The sequence below is a fragment of the Streptomyces sp. NPDC060027 genome, from assembly GCF_042737005.1.
Classification (GTDB): Bacteria; Actinomycetota; Actinomycetes; order Streptomycetales; family Streptomycetaceae; genus Streptomyces.
The window spans coordinates 1-19,007 of record NZ_JBHWVI010000169.1 but is presented as its reverse complement, the minus strand read 5'-3'; the positions used below and the strand labels follow the sequence as shown (position 1 = coordinate 19,007).

The following is a 19,007-nucleotide window of genomic DNA, read 5'->3' as shown; positions in this document are numbered from 1 at the left end:
CGGGGAGAACTCAGCCCTTCTTGGCCGAACCGGCCTCGTCCCGCGAGACCGACTCAGCGTCCGGTTCCGTGTCGGGCTCCGTCGCGGAATCCGTCCCGGAAGCGGGCCCGGCGGGCTCGGCGGAGTCCCTGGACGTCACGGACTCGGTGACGGCCGGCTTGTCGAGGCCGACGGAGTCGCCGTCGCTCTCGGCCTCGCCGGCGCTCTTGTCGCCGTCCTTGGGCTCGCCCTCGGCCTTGTCCTTGCCTTCGGTCTTGCCCTCTGTCTTGCCTTCGGTCTTGCCCTCGGCGTCGTCGGAAGCCGTCTCGCCGTCCTCGGCGGGGGCGTCCGCGCCGGCTCCGGGCTCCACGATCTCCTCGCGCCCCGGACGCAGCCGGGCCGAGAGCACGAAGTACAGGACCGCCAGGAGGAAGACCACCATCGCGGTCCAGTCGTTGAGACGCAGGCCCAGGATGTGGTGGGCGTCGTCGACGCGCATGTACTCGATCCAGCCCCGGCCGACGCAGTACGCGGCGACGTACAGCGCGAAGGCCCGCCCGTGGCCGAGCTTGAAGCGGCGGTCGGCCCAGATGACCAGGAATCCGACGCCGACGCACCACAGGGACTCGTACAGGAACGTCGGGTGGTAGTAGCCGGGGACGCGCCCGTCCGTGGAGGACGTGATGTGCAGCGCCCACGGAAGGTCCGTGGCCTTGCCGTAGAGCTCCTGGTTGAACCAGTTGCCCCAGCGCCCGATCGCCTGGGCGAAGGCGATACCGGGCGCGAGGGCGTCGGCCCACGCGGGCAGCGGGATGCCCCGGCGGCGGCACCCGATCCACGCGCCCAGCGCGCCGAGGGCGATCGCGCCCCAGATGCCGAGCCCGCCCTCCCAGATCTTGAAGGCGTCCACCCAGTCACGGCCCTCGCTGAAGTACAGCTGGTAGTCCGTGATCACGTGGTAGAGCCGGCCGCCGACGAGGCCGAAGGGCACGGCCCAGACCGCGATGTCGGCCACTGTGCCGGTCCGCCCTCCCCGGGCGATCCAGCGCTTGTTGCCGAGCCAGACGGCTACGAAGACGCCGATGATGATGCAGAACGCGTAGCCGCGCAGCGGAATGGGGCCGAGGTGCAGCACACCGTGCGACGGGCTGGGAATGTAGGCAAGTTCCATGGCAGGGTCGACGCTACCGTGCCGGACGCCGCCCACGGAGGGCAGCCCCGCAACGGGTCCATAACGTGCGGCGCCCCCGGCCTGTGGACAGGCAAGGCAGGGGGCGCCGGGGCGTGCGGGACGGCTCAGCCCTTGTTGGCCGCCTCCACCATCTGCTTGAGCTTGGCGGGGGTCATCGACTGGTCCGCGTAGATGTTCTTGCCGCCCAGGAGCACGGTCGGCGTGCCCGTGAAGCCGCCGCTCTGGAACGCGGCGTTCGACTTCTCGACCCAGGTGTCGTGGGTGCCGTCGTTGACACAGGCGCGGAAGGCCGGGGTGTCCAGGCCCTCGACCTTGCCGGCGAGCTCGATGAGCTTGTTGTTGTCGGCGAAGGCGTCGTCGGTCTCCTTGGGCTGGTTCTCGTACAGCACGTCGTGGTACGCGCTGAACTTCCCGGCGTCCTGGGCGCACGCTGCGGCGTTGGCGGCCTTGCGGGAGCCACTGCCCCCCATGTTCCCGTCGATCAGCGTGACGAGGTGGTACTCGACCTTCAGCTGCCCGGCGTCGACCAGCTCATGGATCGTCGGGCGGTAGGTCGCCTCGAAGGCCTGGCAGGCCGGGCAGCGGAAGTCCTCCCACACCGTGAGGGTGGACTTGGCGCCCTCCTTGCCGACGGGGATCGCGAGACTGTCCTTGCCGGTGGCGCCCGAGGGCGACACGACCGGGCCCGACGTGTCGCTCTTCTTGTCCTTGCCTGCGTTGGCGGCCACCACGCCGATCACGGCGGCCAGGCCGAGGACGCAGACCACCGACGCCCCCACGATCAGCGCGCGGCGGCGCTTGTCCGCGGCCTTCTGCTTCTCTCGCTCGACCGCCAGCCGCTCGCGGGCGTTGCGCTTACCGTCACGGTTGTTCTCGCTCACATCCGGCAGAACGAACCGGGGAGGCGCAGCGCGCCTCCCCGGTCCAAGGTCCACTCGTTCGGGTGAGCGGATTGTCTGTTACGTGCGGATGCGTACGTGGCGTACGTGCGGATCCGCGCGGTGGCGTCACGCCGTTCCGCGCACACCCTTCGCGAGGTCGCCCGCCAGCGCCCGCACGGCTTCGAGCCCGGCCGCCTCGTCCGGCGCGTCCAGCATCCGCTTCACGAACGCCGAACCGACGATCACGCCGTCGGCGAAGCCGGCCACCTCGGCGGCCTGCGCGGCGCTGGAGACACCGAGGCCGACGCAGACGGGCAGCTCGGTGGTGGCCTTGGTGCGCGCCACCAGGTCCTGGGCCTGGGCCCCGACCGACGCCCGGGTGCCGGTGACCCCCATCAGCGAGGCCGCGTACACGAAGCCGCTGCCCGCCGCGGTGATCTCGGCGAGCCGGGCGTCCTTGCTGCTGGGCGCGACGACGAAGACGGTCGCGAGGCCGTGCTTCTCGGCGTGCTCCCTCCACAGCGCCGACTCCTGGACGGGCAGGTCGGGCAGGATGCAGCCCGCGCCGCCCGCCTCGGCGAGCTCGGCGGTGAAGCGCTCGACTCCGTAGCGGTCGATCGGGTTCCAGTACGTCATCACGAGCACGGGCTTGCCGGTGGCCTCGAAGCCCTCCCGGACGGTCCGCATCACGTCCGCGATCCTGACGCCGCCCCGCAGGGCGATGTCGTCGGCGGTCTGGATGACCGGGCCGTCGAGGACCGGGTCGCTGTGCGGCAGCCCGACCTCGACGACATCGGCGCCGCCGTCGAAGACGGCCTTGACGGCGGCGATACCGCCGTCGACGGTCGGGAACCCGGCCGGCAGGTACGCGATGAGGGCGGACCGCCCCTCCGCCTTCGCCGCGGCGAGGGTGTCGCTCAACAGCTGGATGTTGCCGCTCACTTGGCGTCCCCCTCGATCTCGGCGTTCTCGCTGTCGGCGTCCGCCGGGACGACCGCGTCGGCGCCCTGTTCGTACAGTCCGAAGTAACGGGCGGCCGTGTCCATGTCCTTGTCGCCGCGCCCGGACAGGTTGACGACGATCAGCCCGTCCTTGCCCAGCTCCTTGCCGACCTCCAGGGCCCCGGCGAGCGCGTGGGCGCTCTCGATCGCCGGGATGATGCCCTCGGTACGGGAGAGCAGCCGCAGGGCCTGCATCGCCGCGTCGTCGGTGACCGCGCGGTACTCGCCGCGGCCGCTGTCCTTGAGGTAGGAGTGCTCGGGGCCGATGCCCGGGTAGTCGAGTCCGGCCGAGATCGAGTAGGGCTCGGTGATCTGGCCCTCCTCGTCCTGGAGGACGTACGACCGAGATCCGTGCAGGATGCCGGGCTCGCCGGCGGTCAGGGTCGCCGCGTGCTCGCCGGTCTCCACACCGTGCCCGGCGGGCTCGCAGCCGATCAGGCGTACGCCGCTGTCGGGGATGAAGGCGTGGAAGAGGCCGATGGCGTTGGAGCCGCCGCCGACACAGGCGACGGCCGCGTCGGGCAGCCGGCCGGCGCGCTCCAGGATCTGCCGCCGGGCCTCGACACCGATGACCCGGTGGAAGTCGCGGACCATGGCGGGGAAGGGGTGCGGGCCGGCGACGGTCCCGAACAGGTAGTGGGTGCGGTCGACGTTGGCGACCCAGTCGCGGAACGCCTCGTTGATGGCGTCCTTGAGGGTGCGGGAGCCGGACTTCACGGCGATGACCTCGGCGCCGAGCATCCGCATCCGGGCCACGTTGAGCGCCTGGCGCTGGGTGTCGATCTCGCCCATGTAGATGGTGCATTCGAGGCCGAAGAGCGCGCAGGCGGTGGCGGTGGCGACGCCGTGCTGGCCGGCGCCGGTCTCCGCGATGACGCGGGTCTTGCCCATGCGCCGGGTGAGCAGGGCCTGGCCGAGCACGTTGTTGATCTTGTGCGAGCCGGTGTGGTTGAGGTCCTCGCGCTTGAGGAAGATCCGCGCGCCACCGGCGTGTTCGGCGAAGCGCGGCACCTCGGTGAGGGAGCTCGGGCGCCCGGTGTAGTGGACGAGCAGGTCGTCGAGCTCGCGGGCGAACTCGGGGTCCGCCTTCGCCTTGTCGTACTCGACGGCGACCTCGTCCACGGCGGCGACCAGCGCCTCCGGGATGAACTTGCCGCCGTACGCGCCGAAGTAGCCCTCGGGGCTGGGGATGTGACCTTCGGGGTCGGGAATGAAGAACTCGCTGGGCATGCGGATACCTCGCAGGGGCGACAGCCCCGGTTACGGGATCGGACAGGGGTCAGGGAAGCCGGACGCACCCGCGCTCCGCGGTCACCGACGGGTCCGTCGGCGACACCACCGCCCTGCCGCGGGTCCGACCGCGCACCCGACGGACGTACCGTCGCGAGGACCGGGTGTGCCGGATTCCGGCTCGGTCCCTTGTGCGGGGTGGACGCGGCCCGGTCCACCTATGCCGTGGACTCGGCCCGGTCCACGTGTGCGGTGGATACGGCCCGGTCCACCTGTCCGGTGGACTCGGCCCGACGCACCCGTGAGATGGACCGGACCGGGGAGGGCGTGAGCGCGCGTACGCGCTCGGGCCATCGCATGCCGTTGACCTGACCCGGCTCGTCGCCGATGACGTAACGGACCCGGCGCCCGTGCACCCGGCGTGCGGGCGCCCGGCAGCCGCGCGGCCGACAGCCGCGGGCGAGCCGGGCGTAGGGGTCACGGGCCGCGGAAGGCACCGGGAGCGCGGCTGCGGAGGGCACGCACAGGCGCCCTTTCGGGTCCCCGGGGAGCGAGTGGTGCGCGACGGGCGGCAACGGGCCCTCGGCCTCCGCCCCGGGCCCGGACGAACCGGCCCGCGCCCGCGGGAACGCGCCGGCCGGAACCGGAGCGGCCGACCCCGCGCGCGCCGGTACGCCGTCGGGGCACGGGCCCGGACGGGGTACGGCGGGGGCGAGGGTCGGGATGGTCACCGGCGGGTCAGTCCCGTCCGTGCCGCAGGGCCGGGTGGGCGCCCGCGGCGACCAGGTCGGAGACGGCGGTCTTCGGGTCGCGGCCGGTGACGAGGGACTCGCCGACCAGGACCGCGTCGGCGCCCGCGTTGGCGTACGCGATCAGGTCGTGCGGGCCGCGGACACCGGACTCGGCGATCTTGACGAGGTTGTCCGGGATCTCGGGGGCGACGCGCTGGAAGGTCGTACGGTCGACCTTGAGCGTCTTGAGGTTGCGCGCGTTGACACCGATGATCTTCGCGCCGGCGTCCACCGCGCGCTCGACCTCGTCCTCGTCGTGCACCTCGACGATCGGCGTGAGCCCGATGGACTCGGCGCGCTCGATGAGGGACTCCAGGGCGGGCTGGTCGAGGGCCGCGACGATGAGCAGCGCCAGGTCGGCGCCGTACGCGCGGGCCTCCCACAGCTGGTACGACGTGACGATGAAGTCCTTGCGCAGGACCGGGATGTCCACGCGGGCGCGGACGGCCTCCAGGTCCGCGAGCGAACCGCCGAAGCGGCGCTGTTCGGTGAGGACGGAGATGACGGCCGCGCCGCCCGCCTCGTAGTCGGCCGCCAGGGCCGCCGGGTCCGCGATCGCGGCGAGCGCGCCCTTGGAGGGGCTGGACCGCTTGACCTCGCAGATGACCTTGACGCTGTCACCGCGCAGGGCGGCCACGCCGTCCTTGGCCGCAGGAGCCTTCGCCGCGCGTTCCTTGAGCTCGTCGAGGCTGACGCGCGCCTGCCGCTCCGCGAGGTCGGCACGGACTCCGTCGATGATCTCGTCGAGCACACTCACGCGAGCGGCCCCCTTCCCTGCGGTGGACGGTTGAAGCGGTGGAGCATTCGACCCGGGTGCACCGTCCCTGACGGAAAAGTCGGGTCACTGCGATGGTATCCGGAGGAAGGCGTAGCCCTCGCATCCGGTTGACGCCGGTCCCATTACCTGGACATTTGTCATTTGATCAAGGATGTAGCCAGCCGCCGGACGGCAGGTTCCGGACAACCGTGAAGACCAGCACCAACGCGCCCACGCTCCACAGATGGACCGGCCCGAGATCGAGCCGCACGGGCCGTCCACGTACCGCGCGGATCACCCAGACGGCCCACACCACCGCGAAGGCCAGGTAGCCGCCGACGGCGAGCGCGTTGTCCGTGAGCGCCGTGGCGAGGTCTCCGTGCACGAAGGCGTGGGCGCTGCGCAGACCGCCGCAGCCGGGGCAGTACAGGCCCGTGAGGCGCAGCAGCGGACAGACCGGGTAGTGACCGGGCTGATTGGGGTCGACGGCCCCGACGTACGCGAAGGTCCCGGCGACGACCGCGAGCACCCCGCCGGGAACACCGAGCCGCCGCACCACGGCACCGGCACCGGTACCGACACCGGACCCGGCACCGGACCCGGCCTGTGTCACCCTCTGGGTTTCGGCGTTCACCCGACGCATTCTGCCTCTCGCACGCGGCGGACGCTCGCCCGCGTACGCGGAAGGCGGCCCCGGCGTGTGCCGGGACCGCCTTCGGCGAAGCCTCGGTGGGTCAGGCGTCGGCGCCCACGGTCTCGCGCGCCGTGTGCGCGGGCTGCGCGGAAGAGGTCTTCGGCTGGCCCAGTCCCATGCTCCGCATGACCATGCCGACGACACCGCCGAGGACGACGACGACCATGCCGCCCCAGAAGCCCAGCGGTTCGGCCATCACCATGTAGGCACCCGCGATGCAGAAACCGATGAAGGCGATGATGACACCGGTCCAGGCGGCCGGGGTGTGACCGTGGCTGCTGCCCGCCATGACTTGCTCCTCGTTGCTGTATGCGTGTGTGAGTCGGACGCTCACCGTCCATTGTCCCGTACGTGCGGGCCCGCGGTGAGCGGGGGGTCGTCGCTCGCGCGTCCGTCCGGCCGAGTCACGACGAAGGACCCGGGGCGAACGGCCCCGCGGGTGCCGGGACCTAGGTCCCGGCGGGGTCGGGACCGGTCGGGTCCTCGCCGCGGTCGAGGGCCTTCCAGAGGTCCTCGGGGCGGTCCGGGTCGACCGGCTTGACCTTGCGGGGCCGGGGCCTGCCGTCCCGCTCGTAGCGGCCGGACATGGCGGGCCACAGCCGTCCGTAGCGCACGGCGAGCAGCCCGGCGAGCAGGATGAGCGCTCCGCCCGCCGCGGCCACGTACGGCCAGACGGTGTGGCTGAGCCCGCTCGCGGTGGCGGCGGTGTTGCCCGAGGCGGCGGCGGCCCGCTCGTCGAGGGCGGAGCTGTCGCCCGCGCCGAGGACGGCGGCGACGACCGTGCCGGCGCCGGAGAGCGCGAGCAGCGCGGAGACCAGGAGGCGGGCGGAGCGGCGTACGGCGAAGACGGCGACGAGCGCGGCGAGGCCCACTATGGCGAGCGCCGCGGGCACACCCGTGACGTCGCTGCCCTTGGCGGTCAGCGGGAAGGCTCCGCCGGCCACGGTCGCGGTCCCCTCCGCCCAGCTCTGCCGGGTGGACAGCAGGGCCACTGCCGCGCCGAGCGCGCCGCTCAGCAGGGTCACGGCGAGGCTGCGCCGGCCGGACCGGTCGGGTCCCGCGGCTTCGGATCGGGGGTGAGGTACAGCAGTCACGTACCCCACTATCGCCTGAACCCCGGGCGAACCGTCACCCGGGGCTCACGTGAGACTCGTCCTATCGGCCGCGTGGACGGCCCGGGACAGGGGTGGCACCGCCCCGGGTCGCCGTTGTGGCACCCCGCGTCGCGGTCTACCGCCCGAGCCGATTCGCGGTGTGCACCGCGCGCAGGACCGCCGCCGCCTTGTTGCGGCACTCGTCGTCCTCCGCGGCCGGCACCGAGTCGGCGACGATGCCGGCACCGGCCTGGACGTACGCCGTGCCGTCGCGCAGCAGGGCCGTACGGATGGCGATGGCGGTGTCGGAGTCGCCGGCGAAGTCCAGGTAGCCGACGCAGCCGCCGTACAACCCGCGCCGGGAGGGCTCCAGTTCGTCGATGATCTGCATCGCGCGCGGCTTGGGCGCGCCGGAGAGGGTGCCGGCGGGGAAGCAGGCGGTGAGCACGTCGAAGGCCGTACGGCCCGCGGCGACCCGGCCGGTCACCGTGGAGACGATGTGCATGACGTGCGAGTACCGCTCGATGGACATGAAGTCGACGACCTCGACGGAACCGGGCTCGCAGACCCGTCCGAGGTCGTTGCGCCCCAGGTCGACGAGCATGAGGTGCTCGGCGCGCTCCTTGGGGTCGGCGAGCAGCTCGTCGGCGAGGGCCTGGTCGTCCTGGACGGTCGCGCCGCGCGGCCGGGTGCCCGCGATGGGGTGCACCATCGCCTGCCCGTCCTCGACCTTGACCAGGGCTTCCGGGGAGGAGCCGACGACGTCGAAGCCGTCGAAGCGGAACAGGTACATGTACGGCGACGGGTTGGTCGCCCGGAGTACCCGGTAGACGTCCAACGCGCTGGCGGTGCACGGCGTTTCGAAGCGCTGGGAGGGGACGACCTGGAAGGCCTCTCCGGCCCTGATGCGCTCCTTGATGTCCTCGACGGCGTCCTGGAAGTCGGGGCCGCCCCAGAGCGCGGTGTACTCGGGGAGCTCGGAGGGCGGGAGCGCGGCGGGCGGCTGGGACACCGCGCGCGAGAGGTCGGCCTCCATGGCGTCGAGACGGGCGACGGCGTCCGCGTAGGCCTCGTCGACGCCGGTGTCCAGGTCGTTGTGGTTGATCGCGTTGGCGATCAGCTGGACCGAGCCGTCCCAGTGGTCCAGGACGGCGAGGTCGCTGGTGAGCAGCATGGTCAGCTCGGGCAGCTTCAGGTCGTCCCGCTCGCCGGGGCCGATCTTTTCCAGGCGGCGCACGATGTCGTAGCCCAGATAGCCGACCATGCCGCCGGTGAACGGGGGCAGTCCCTCGCCCTGCGGGGTGTGCAGTGCCTCGATGGTGGCGCGCAGGGCCGCGAGCGGGTCGCCGTCCACGGGGACGCCGACGGGCGGGGTGCCGAGCCAGTGCGCCTGTCCGTCCCGCTCGGTGAGGGTCGCGGCGGAGCGGACGCCCACGAAGGAGTAGCGGGACCAGGACAGGGAGGTGCGGCCGTTCTCCGCGGATTCGAGCAGGAACGTGCCGGGGCGCTCGGCGGCCAGCTTGCGGTAGAGCGCGACCGGCGTGTCGCCGTCCGCGAGCAGTTTGCGGCTGACGGGGATGACACGGCGGTCGGTGGCCAGCTTGCGGAACGTCTCGAGGTCCATGGCGGCTGACCTTACTGATTCCGGGCGGGTACGCCGGAATCGGCGTCCTCGGGGCGGTGGCCGGGGTCCTTCAGCAGCACGTCGGCGTCGAAACAGGTGCGGGCTCCGGTGTGGCAGGCGGCGCCCACCTGGTCGACGCGCACGAGGACGGTGTCGGCGTCGCAGTCCAGCGCCACGGACTTGACGTACTGGAAGTGGCCGGAGGTGTCGCCCTTGACCCAGTACTCCTGGCGGCTGCGCGACCAATAGGTGCAGCGGCCCGTGGTGAGGGTGCGATGCAGCGCCTCGTCGTCCATCCAGCCGAGCATCAGCACCTCACCGGTGTCGTACTGCTGGGCGATGGCGGGGACGAGCCCGTCGGCGCTGCGCTTGAGGCGGGCGGCGATCTCGGGGTCCAGGCTGCTGGGCGAAGGCGTGCTGGTCATGGGTGCCATTGTGCCGCGCCGGACCGTCGCACCCGGCCGTTGTCCACAGGCCGGACCCCCGTGGCCGGCCCCGGGCGGATCCCGCCGGATCCGGCCCGCTCTCCACTGGGCGCGGCGGCTACCCGGTCGTAGGCTTGCTGACATGTCGACCCATGCGAAGCGTGAACGACTTCTCCTCGCCGATCTGTTGGAGGCGGTGGGCCCGGACGCGCCCACCCTGTGCGAGGGCTGGACCAGCCGGGATCTCGCCGCGCACGTGGTCGTGCGTGAGCGCCGCCCCGACGCCGCCGGCGGCCTCCTCGTCAAGCAGCTCGGGCCCCGCCTGGAGCGGGTGATGACGGAGTTCGCCGAGAAGCCGTACGAGGAGCTGATCCGGCTGGTCCGTACCGGGCCGCCCCGCTTCTCGCCCTTCTCCCTGAAGCAGATCGACGAGGCGTCGAACGTGGTCGAGTACTACGTCCACACCGAGGACGTGCGGCGCGCTCGGCCGGGCTGGACGCCGCGGGAGCTGGACGCGGTGTTCCAGGAGGCCCTGTGGTCGCGTCTGGACCGCACGGCCCGGCTGATGGGCCGCGGCGCCCCGACGGGTGTGGTCCTGCGCCGCCCGAACGGCCAGACGACGGTGCTGAACAAGGGCACGCCGGTCGTGACGGTGACCGGCGAGCCCTCGGAGCTGCTGCTGTTCGCGCTCGGCCGGCAGGGTGTGGCGGACGTCGAACTGGACGGCGACAAGGACGCGATCGCCAAGCTGCACGAGGCGAAACAGCTGGGGATCTGACGACTCCGGGCCGCCCGGCGCTTCGCCCGACACCGGCCGCCGTGCCACCCGGACCCTTCGGCGGTCGGCGAACCGCCGGACCTTCAGTGGCCATCGGTCGCCAGACTTTCGGCAGCAGACGGTCACCGGACCCCTTCAGCGACCGACGTTCAGCCGGGCAGTTCGGCGTTCCGCAGGTCTCGGACGCCCAGGGCCAGGACGCCGCCGAGGGCGCCGCTTGACCTCCGGCCCTTCCGTGCGAACGGTCACCCGGGGGTCCGGCGTTCCGTAGACCCCGCACACCCAGGGCGAGGACGCCGCCCAGGCCCGCCGCCGGGCCGCCGGCCCCTTCCCTGGCCATCGGCCACCGGGCCTCCTCGGGAGCGAACGGTCAGCCGGGCAGTTCGGCGTTCCGCAGGTCTCGGACGCCCAGGGCCAGGACGCCGCCGAGGGCGCACACCGCGGCGCTGGTGACGAAGACGGGGCCGGTGCCCCACCAGCCGATCGCGGCGGCGGTCAGCGGCATGCTGAGCGGGGCGAGGCCCAGGCTGACGATGCCGGCGACGGCGCTGACCCGGCCCAGGTAGGCGGGGTCGGACTGGGTCTGGAGCAGCGCGCCGCACACGGCACCGCTGAGCCCGGCGAGCAGTCCGACGAGCAGGGCGACCCCGACGGCCGCCGCGACGTTCGGTACGAAGGCGAGCGCGCCGATCGCGACCGAGCCCGCCAGGATCGCCACCGCGGCCAGACGTCCCGCGTGCGGCAGCCGCCCCCGCACGGTCAGCAGCAGCGCGGCGGCCCCCGCGCCGGTCCCGAACCCGGCGAGCACCCAGCCCATCCCGGACGCGCCCCAGCCCCGCCGGTCGGCCAGCAGCGCCAGGCCCACGTTCAGCGGCCCGACGAATCCGAGGTCGCCGAGGGCGATGGCGGCGATGAGCGGGGCGAGGACGCGGTGGCGCCGGATGTAGCGCAGCCCTCCGCGGAGGTCCCGCCAGGCGGTGGCCCGCGCGGGCCTCCCCGGCGCGGCACCCTCACTGTCCGCGCCGTCCGCGCCGTCCGCGCCGTCCGCGCCGACGGCCACGCGCGCGTGCCCCGTGTCCTCCGGGGCACGTGTCCCGGCGGACCCGTCCTCGTCGCCCGCGGGCAGCTCCCGCATCCGTACGGAGATCAGCAGCGGCACCGACACGGCGATCAGCATCCCCGCGAGCCCGAAGGCCGCCGCCGCTCCCCCGAGTGCCACCCCGAGACCGCCGAGCGGTGCGCCGACCACGTTGGAGAAGCGGATCGCCAGGCCCCGCATCCCCTGGACGCGGGCGAGTTGGTCGCGGCTCGTGATGCGGGCCGGCAGGGCACCCACGGCGGGCATGAAGACCGCGTCGACGATGCCGAACACGACGGCGAGCAGGGCCAGCGGCCACAGGCCCGGGCTGGTCGCGAACAGCAGCGCGGCGAGGGCGAGTACGGCGACGCAGCGCACGGCGTCGCTGCCGATGACGACTCTCCGCGGCCCGAACCGGTCGGCGACCACGCCGCCGCCGAGCATCAGCAGCGCCCGGGGCACCGCGCTCACGGTCATCACCAACCCTGCCTGCGCGGGCGTTCCGGACTGCACGGCCGCCCAGGACAACGCGATGTAGCAGATGTTGTCGCCGATCATCGACGAGGCGTAGGCGCCGAGCCAGCGCAGGACGTTGCCGTCGCGGTGGGCAGGCCGGCCGGGAGCCCGGGTGGCGGGCGGTACGACGGTCGTGGTCACGGGGCCGGGTCCTCTAGGGGTCGGACGCGGAACGGGAATCCGTACAGGTGCAGGGCGACGTTCTCGCGCCCTTCGGTGGCGTCGGCCGCTTCGTCCGTGCGGCCCTTCTCGTCGTACTTCCTGACGACGGCGAGCAACTCCTGGTGGAGATCGGCCAGTTCGGCCGGGGTCAGGCGCAGGGTGGACTCGGAGTCCGACGCCGCCGTGGTCCACTCGGCGCCCCAGGCGTGCCGCTCGTCCAGAAAGCGCCGGTAGAGCTCGGCGCGCTGGTCGACGAGGAGCCGGGCGAACGCGGTGTGGGCGGCGGACTTCTCCGGCGCGCTCCGGAAGTCCTCGTCGTGGACGCTCAGCCCTTCCGACGAGGGCTGCCACCAGCGCTCACGGCCGTCACCGCTGCGCGGCTCGGCCTCCTCGATCAGCCCGTGCTCGGCGAGCTTGCGCAGGTGGTAGCTGACGAGCGAGGGCGCCTCGTCGACCTGCTCGCCCAGCTGGGAGGCGGTGGCCGCACCCGCGATGTGCAGGGCGCGGTACAGCCGCATCCGCAGCGGATGGGCGATCGCCTTCAGCGTGCCCAGGTCAGTGATCCGGCGGTCTTCCTCGCGTGCCATGCCCTCACGGTAGATATGAAAGAAAAGTTGCGCAATAAAAACTGCGCAACTTTCCTTTCGCGTCTGGCCGAACCGAAACCCCGGCAGATAGAACCCCGGCAGGCAAAACCCAGGCACCCGGTGACCGGGGTTTCACCGACGAACGCGATCAGCGCACGGAGCGCCGTGCGCGGACGGCGTCCCTGCGGCCGCTCACGGATCGAGCAGCGTGTGGGCGGCCAGGGCCAGTGACAGTTCCACGACATCAGCGGGCCGGGTCAGGGAGCGGCCGGTGAGCTGTTCGCAGCGGCGCAGCCGGTTCAGGACCGTGTTGCGGTGGCAGTAGAGGCGGCCGGCGGCCCGCTGGGCGGACCCGTCGCAGGCGAGCCAGGCCGTCAGGGTGTCGAGCATGACGTCCCGGTCGGACAGGTCCAGCCGCAGCAGCGGCCCGAGAACCCGCTCGGAGAGCGCCGCGCCGAGGACCGGCGCGGAGACGACGAGCGCGGCGGGCAGGTGTTCCTCCAGCACGACGGTTCCGCCGGATCGCGGGCAGGCGCGCAGCGCCGTGTCGGCCAGCCGGCGGGCGTCACCGATCGCCGCGAGGCCTTCCACCACCGGGCTCACGCCGATCCTGGCCACCGGCGGGGCGGTCAGCCGGCGGGCGATCTCCCCCGCGTCCACGTCGAGCCCGTGCGTCCGGGGGCGCTCCCCGCCGCGGGGGTCGCCGCCGTCCGGAGCTCCCTCGGCCACCGGGGCGGGCCTCGGCTCGGGACCGGCGTCGAGGAGGCCGTTCTCGTGGCCGTGACCGGGTTCGTCCCCGTCGTAGGGGTGGTCGCCGAGCAGGACGATGCCGTAGCTCCCGCCGCTGTCCCGGTCGCGGTACCAGAGGACCCGCAGACCCGAGAGGTGCACCTGGCCCCGCACGTCCGCCAGTGCCCGGCCGACGGGCAGACGGGCCAGCACGACCGCGAACCGGCCCTGTTCGGGAAGCCCCAGGGCGGCCGCGGTGGCCGGCAGATCGGCGATCCGGGCGGTGCCGTCGAGCAGCGCGGCCGTCATCAGCCGCAGCCGGTTCTCCCGGCGCCACATCAGCTCGCGTTCCGTCTGGCGGTAGGCGTCCGCCACGACGGCGCAGTGGTCGTCGACGAAGTTCCACACGTCGGCGGCCACATGCACCAGCAGACGCGCGTCGGACGGGCGGCGGCGGGTCGTCTCGTCGACGAGCTCCTGCCAGACCATTCCGCCGCCCAGCCGGAAGGCGCGGAGCAGGGCGTCCAGCGGCAGGCCGCGTTCGGCGCGCGCCCTGCCGATGGCCCAGGAGCAGCGACGGGCGTCCTCGCGCAGTTCACCGGGCCGGATCAGCGATCCGACGTTGAGCCGCAGCGAGCGCTGCACCTCGTCGCGCACGCTCTCCGCGTCGGCCTCCATGGCCGCGCGGTACGCGGGTTCGCGCTCCCTGAGGAGGTCCATCAGACGTTCGGTGAGTTCGGGAAGCCCGGCCATCAGGGCCCGGGCGGCGCGGTGCAGCACCGAGAGTGCCTCCGCGTCGGCGACCGGGCGGGCGGCGGCTACCCGGGGCCGCGGTCCGGGCAGGGTCCGCACATGGGCGGGTACGAGGTGCTGCATCGCTGTCCTCCACCGGAGTCGGCTCGGTCCGGGACGCCCGGTCGGCCGACGCGCGGCACACGGGTGCTCCGGACCTCCTGATCCCGCAGGATGACATACCGCCCGGTCGGTACCTAGGGGTGTGCGGTGGTCTTCTCCGCCCGGTCCACCCATCGGGAGAGCTCGACACGCGAGCGGACCCCCAGGGCGGCGAAGACATTGCGCAGGTGGTGGTCCACGGTGCGGGGGCTCACGGACAGCCGCAGCGCCACCTCTCGGTTGGTGGCCCCCTCGGCCACGCAGCGGGCGATCCGCAGCTGCTGGGGGGTCAGGACAGCGAGCGGACCGTCCGGCTCGCACGGTCCGGCGTCCCCGGTGGCCCGCAGTTCGGCCCTCGCCTGCGCGGCCCAGCCGAGCGCCCCGCCCCGCTCGAAGGACACCAGCGCGTCCCGCAGCCGGCCGCGGGCCTCACCCGGTCTGCGCCGGCGCCGCAGCCAGGCGCCGTACAGGAGCTGGGTGCGGCCGCGCTCGAAGTCCCCCGTCACCTTGTCGTGACGGGCGAGCGCGGTGGTGAACAGCGCCTCGCGTTCCTCGGGGCCGCTCAGCAGCGCACGGCAGCGGGCCAGTTGGGCCGGGGCCTGGGGATCGGCGCCCTGCGCGGCCCAGTGGGCGAACTCGGCCAGCGCGGACCGGGCGGCTTCCGCCTGGCCGGTGCGGGCCGCGGCCTCCACGAAGCAGGGGACAGCGAGCATCCGTACCGCGAAGTGACCACGGCGCGGGCCGGCGCCGACCAGGGGGCCGAGCCGCGCGGCGGCCTCGGCGAGCCGGCCGCCGGCCAGATCGGCGCGGGCCCGCGCCCACTGCGCCAGTGTGGCCGCCTGCGCGAGACCGTGGGGCGCGGCGACGTGTTCGGCGGCGGCGGCATGCTCCGCCACGGCCTCCGAGGACCCCTCGACCGACGCCACCAGCGCGAGGATCGCGTGGTGATGCGCCGCGAGGTTGTCCTGACCGGCGCCGAGGGCCGTGCGCAGGCCGTCCTCGGCGTGGGCGCGGGCGCGGGCGTGCCGGCCGGCGCGCAGCTCTCCGTAGGCCAGGCGTTCCAGTGCCTGGGCGATCAGGATGTGCGGGCCCCGGGCCCTGGCGACGGCCAGCGCACGGGAGTTGGCGCGGCAGGCGGCGGGGAGATCACCGACGACGAGGGCGGCGCCCCCGGCCCGTAGGAGGACCTCCGGGCTGTCGAGGATTCCGGCCGCCCCCGCTCCGGCCACCACCTCCCGCAACGGCTGCCGTCCGCTGTCCAGACGACCGTGCATCACGGCGGACATGCCCGCCCGGTACGCCGCGAGCCGCAGGTCGGGTTCCGGCCGCGCCGGGGTGAGGTCCAGGGCTTCCCGGCAGGCCGCCGCGTCACCCATCGCCCAGGACGCCTCCACGGCGGCGAGCCGGGCGGCCAGGGCGCGGTGCGGGTCGGTGGAAGCCAGTGACTCGGCGGCCAGCAGCAGGGCTTCACGGGCGTCGGCGACCGGGCCGTCCTGAAGGGCGAGCTGTCCGCTCACCAGTTGGGCCGAGCCGCGCACGACGTCGTGCGGCCCCTCGCACCCGGCCTGTGCGAGCAACTCCCGGGCTCGGTGCGGCAGGCCCGCCAGCCGGGCCTGATCGGCGGCCTGGATCAGGCGGACGGCGCGCAGGCCCTCGTCGACGGCCAGCTCGGCCGACCGCGCCCAGGCCGCCGAACGCTCCGCGTGCGTCGGTCCGCCGCCCGGCAGCGCCGCCGCCGCGGCGAGCGCGTCGCCGAGGCGGGGTGCGGGAGCGGTGGCCGCCGAGGCCCGGTGGAAGAGGACGGGCAGGGCTTGCGGGCCCCCGGTGTGGGCGGCGGCCAGCAGACGGTGGGCCGCGCGCCGGCGGGCGGGCGGGACGGTCGCGTAGACGGTGCGGGCCGGGCCCGGATCGACGACCCGGACGCGGCCTCCGGTGAGCCGGAGCAGTCCCGCGGCCTCGGCGGCGTCGAGGGCGTCCGTGGCAGAACCGCCGGCCCCGGCCGCCCCGAGAACCACCGCGGCGTCCACCCCGGCGGCCCTCATGTCCCACGCTCGCTCGGCCTCCACCACCAGCAGCAGGCCCGCCAAGGCCTCGCGCAGGACGTCCGGGCACTCGATGCCGTCCAGGACGGCGGATGCGGCGGGGCCGACGCCCTCGACGTCGAACCTCCCGGCGGGACCGAAGGATTGAAGGCCCGACAACTCACCGACCGGCCCCCGGCCCGTTCCGGACGGGGCACCGGACCGAGTGCGGGACGGCGTACCGGCCGACGCACCGGGCCGGGTGCCGGGCGGTGTACCGGCCGACGCACCGGGCCGAGTGGCGGGCGGTGTACCCGCAGACGTACCGGGCCGGGCGCCGAGCGGTGTGCCGGGCTCGGCCTCCTCTCCGAACCCCGGTGACGGGGTGTCGGGCTCGACCACGTCTCCGAACCCCGGTGACGGTGTGCCGGGCTCGACCACGTCTCCGAACCCCGGTGACGGGGTGTCGGGCGGAGGTGGGTCGTATACCGCGGGTGCGTGGCCGGGGCCGGGGCCCCTACCGGCGCGGCCGGCCAGGGGGTCCGGACGCTCCGGACGCCGGCCCGTGCTCCCGTCGCCGGGACCGGCGGGACGGAGAAGTGCCGCCGGGCCGGGTTCGGTGGGCCCAGGCGCCGTGAAACCCGGCGCCTGGAGGGATTCCTGCTCCCGCCCGGGAGCGGTTGGCCGACCGGGGTCGCAGCCCGGGCCCGGCTCGTCCGACGCACCCCGAGCGGGCGGCGGTAATGGTCTCCGGCCCGCCGTCCGGAGTGGACTTCGCGCAGTCGCGTTTCCCGTCACGACCGCCACGTTACTTCCGCGTAAACGAAGGCGGAAGTCCCGCGTTCGCTTGTCCCCGCGGGCGGGGGAAGCCCCTGTGACCTGGGCGGACAGGGGCCTCGTGGGGGCGTCGGCTGGGCGTGCTCCCAGGCTCGGCCCGCAAGGCTTGTGCGCCCGCACAAGGACCACGGCCGCCTCGGGGCCACCCCCGCACGCGGGTGACGGCCACCGGAACGGCGGCCGTCACCTGTGCACGGGTCGGACCGTGCCGGTATGCACGGGTCGGACCGTGCCGGGCGGTCAGGAGGTGTGCGGGCAGTTGCCCCGGTACTCGGCGATCGTCAGCGAGGCCTGCGGCAGCGGGCAGAGGAACTGCTCGTAGCGGGTGTCATTGTCGATGAACCGCTTCAGCCACGAGATGCTGTACTTCGCGATCGTGGTGTTCGAGCTGTTGGGCGTGAAGTGGGTGGCGCCCCTGAGTTCCAGATAGGCCTTGTCGAGCGTGCTCGGCAGACTGGTGTAGAAGGGCTGGGAGTGCGTGGCCACCGGTGCGATCGTGTCGCCGTCGGCGCCCACGATCAGGGTCGGCGTCTTGATCTCCGGCCAGGTGGTGTCCAGGTTCCAGCCGGTGAGCGGGATCGCCGCCTGGAGCGAGGGGCGGCTCTTCGCGGCCTCCAGAGTGCCGCCACCGCCCATCGAGTGGCCCATGACCCCGGGCCGGCTGCTGTCGATCCTGGTCCGCACCGAACTGCTCTTGGTCAGGTAGTCGAGCGCGGCCAGCAGCTGCCGGCCACGGCTGTCGGGCTGGTCGAGGGTGGTGTTGGTGTCGATGGTGAACACCACGAAGCCCTGGGAGGCGAGCCGGGGCCCGAGCCAGGAGATGGACGACTGGTAGGCCGTGTACCCGGGTGAGATGACGACCGCGCCGAAAGTGCCGTCGCTGGTCGAGGTCGGGTAGTAGACGGTGCCGCCGCCGAAGCCGCTCACGGACAGCGAGGAGACGGTGGTCTGGGAGACGGCGTACGACCCGCGGGCGGCCTCGATACTGGCGACCGTGGGTGCGGGGCCGCGCTCGTACGGGTTCGCGGCGGCCTGCGCCGAGACGACCGGTGCTCCGTCGGCCTGCGCTCCGGTGGCCTGCGCGGCGACGAGGCCGCCCGCGGCGAGGAGCACCGCGAGGCCGGCCCGCGCCAGACGGCTGTTGAGCCGGTGCGGGCGGCGGGGGGACGGATCGGGGCCGACGGGTGCGGCGGGGAAGGGGCGGTTCGGCTGCTGCACGGTGGGTGCGTCCTCTCGGTGAGGGAGGACGGACCCGCGCCGCGGCCGGAGCGCCGCCCTGGCATGGGTCGGAAGGCGCACGCTGCGATGACGGCGGGGGTCCGTCTCGGTGGTTGCGGTGGCAACTGTCCGCCCCGGACCCGGCCCGTACATCGGCAGAATCACCGGTCTTGGCCCGCACGCCCCCGCACCCGGCACACCCCGCCGGAGCCCGCACCCCGACCCGACCCCGCGGCGCCGAGGTCCGCAGCGCACGGTGCCGCAGCGCACGGTGCCGCAGCGCACGGTGTACGGCGCACGGTGTACGGCGCACGGTGCCGCGGCGCGCGGTGTACGGCGCACGGTGCCGCGGCGCACGGTGTACGGCGCACGGTGTACGGCGCACGGTGCCGCGGCGCGCGGTGTACGGCGCCGAGGTCCGCGGTGTATGGCGCATGGCGCCGAGGTCCGCGGCGCACGGCGCACGGCGCTCCCGCGCAGGACAACGGCCCGCACCCGGCAGCGGAGGCTGCCCGGGTG

Annotated in this window: 17 protein-coding genes; 1 reads left to right on the top strand and 16 read right to left on the bottom strand. The window is 73.8% G+C overall.

Features of this window, described 5'->3' with window-relative positions; all coding sequences use genetic code 11:
* Positions 1–10: 10 nt before the first annotated feature.
* From lgt to hisI, 11 genes are all read right to left on the bottom strand, one after another.
* Entirely contained in the window at positions 11–1,150 is a 1,140-nt protein-coding gene (gene lgt, locus ACFWBT_RS31460; protein ID WP_385706380.1) for a prolipoprotein diacylglyceryl transferase, read from the bottom strand.
* A 125-nt stretch (positions 1,151–1,275) separates the two neighbouring features.
* Positions 1,276–2,052 (bottom strand): DsbA family protein, encoded by a 777-nt coding sequence (locus ACFWBT_RS31455; protein ID WP_385706379.1) that lies wholly within the window; start codon positions 2,050–2,052, stop codon positions 1,276–1,278.
* Between the two features lie 126 nt (positions 2,053–2,178).
* Entirely contained in the window at positions 2,179–2,994 is an 816-nt protein-coding gene (gene trpA / locus ACFWBT_RS31450; RefSeq protein WP_385706378.1) for a tryptophan synthase subunit alpha, read from the bottom strand.
* Complete coding sequence (trpB, locus tag ACFWBT_RS31445; RefSeq protein WP_385706377.1) at positions 2,991–4,283, bottom strand: tryptophan synthase subunit beta; 1,293 nt, start codon at positions 4,281–4,283, stop codon at positions 2,991–2,993. The genes trpA and trpB overlap by 4 nt, the downstream gene beginning before the upstream one ends.
* A 218-nt stretch (positions 4,284–4,501) precedes the next feature.
* Positions 4,502–4,804, bottom strand: a complete 303-nt coding sequence (trpM, locus tag ACFWBT_RS31440; protein ID WP_385706376.1) for a tryptophan biosynthesis modulator TrpM — start codon at positions 4,802–4,804, stop codon at positions 4,502–4,504.
* A gap of 217 nt (positions 4,805–5,021) precedes the next feature.
* Positions 5,022–5,831, bottom strand: a complete 810-nt coding sequence (gene trpC, locus ACFWBT_RS31435) for an indole-3-glycerol phosphate synthase TrpC (protein WP_385706375.1) — start codon at positions 5,829–5,831, stop codon at positions 5,022–5,024.
* A 166-nt stretch (positions 5,832–5,997) separates the two neighbouring features.
* Positions 5,998–6,474 carry a DUF2752 domain-containing protein gene (locus ACFWBT_RS31430; protein ID WP_385706374.1) on the bottom strand — a complete coding sequence of 159 codons (477 nt, stop codon included), beginning with the start codon at positions 6,472–6,474 and terminating at the stop codon, positions 5,998–6,000.
* A gap of 91 nt (positions 6,475–6,565) precedes the next feature.
* Positions 6,566–6,814, bottom strand: a complete 249-nt coding sequence (locus tag ACFWBT_RS31425; RefSeq protein WP_266757692.1) for an HGxxPAAW family protein — start codon at positions 6,812–6,814, stop codon at positions 6,566–6,568.
* A 160-nt stretch (positions 6,815–6,974) separates the two neighbouring features.
* A complete protein-coding gene (locus tag ACFWBT_RS31420) occupies positions 6,975–7,628 on the bottom strand; it encodes a TIGR02234 family membrane protein (RefSeq protein WP_385706373.1) in 654 nt (217 codons plus the stop codon).
* A gap of 127 nt (positions 7,629–7,755) precedes the next feature.
* The gene (locus ACFWBT_RS31415; RefSeq protein WP_385706372.1) at positions 7,756–9,243 is read right to left on the bottom strand and encodes an anthranilate synthase component I; all 1,488 of its coding nucleotides are present in this window, start codon (positions 9,241–9,243) and stop codon (positions 7,756–7,758) included.
* Positions 9,244–9,254: 11 nt separating this feature from the next.
* Positions 9,255–9,668 carry a phosphoribosyl-AMP cyclohydrolase gene (gene hisI, locus ACFWBT_RS31410; RefSeq protein WP_385706371.1) on the bottom strand — a complete coding sequence of 138 codons (414 nt, stop codon included), beginning with the start codon at positions 9,666–9,668 and terminating at the stop codon, positions 9,255–9,257.
* 142 nt (positions 9,669–9,810) lie between these two features.
* Here hisI and ACFWBT_RS31405 point away from each other — a divergent pair, with 142 nt between their 5' ends.
* Entirely contained in the window at positions 9,811–10,446 is a 636-nt protein-coding gene (locus tag ACFWBT_RS31405; protein WP_385706370.1) for a TIGR03085 family metal-binding protein, read from the top strand.
* A 370-nt stretch (positions 10,447–10,816) separates the two neighbouring features.
* Here ACFWBT_RS31405 and ACFWBT_RS31400 read toward each other — a convergent pair whose 3' ends face one another.
* The 5 genes from ACFWBT_RS31400 to ACFWBT_RS31380 all read right to left on the bottom strand — a co-directional run bounded on the left by ACFWBT_RS31400 (position 10,817) and on the right by ACFWBT_RS31380 (position 18,404).
* Positions 10,817–12,181 carry an MFS transporter gene (locus ACFWBT_RS31400; protein WP_385706369.1) on the bottom strand — a complete coding sequence of 455 codons (1,365 nt, stop codon included), beginning with the start codon at positions 12,179–12,181 and terminating at the stop codon, positions 10,817–10,819.
* Positions 12,178–12,789 carry an ArsR/SmtB family transcription factor gene (locus tag ACFWBT_RS31395; protein WP_385706368.1) on the bottom strand — a complete coding sequence of 204 codons (612 nt, stop codon included), beginning with the start codon at positions 12,787–12,789 and terminating at the stop codon, positions 12,178–12,180. The genes ACFWBT_RS31400 and ACFWBT_RS31395 overlap by 4 nt, the downstream gene beginning before the upstream one ends.
* Positions 12,790–12,981: 192 nt before the next feature.
* Positions 12,982–14,394, bottom strand: coding sequence for a PucR family transcriptional regulator (locus ACFWBT_RS31390; protein WP_385706367.1), 1,413 nt, complete (start codon positions 14,392–14,394; stop codon positions 12,982–12,984).
* A gap of 113 nt (positions 14,395–14,507) precedes the next feature.
* Positions 14,508–16,613, bottom strand: coding sequence for a LuxR C-terminal-related transcriptional regulator (locus ACFWBT_RS31385; RefSeq protein ID WP_385706366.1), 2,106 nt, complete (start codon positions 16,611–16,613; stop codon positions 14,508–14,510).
* A gap of 897 nt (positions 16,614–17,510) precedes the next feature.
* Positions 17,511–18,404 carry an alpha/beta hydrolase family protein gene (locus ACFWBT_RS31380; RefSeq protein ID WP_385706381.1) on the bottom strand — a complete coding sequence of 298 codons (894 nt, stop codon included), beginning with the start codon at positions 18,402–18,404 and terminating at the stop codon, positions 17,511–17,513.
* Positions 18,405–19,007: the final 603 nt, after the last annotated feature.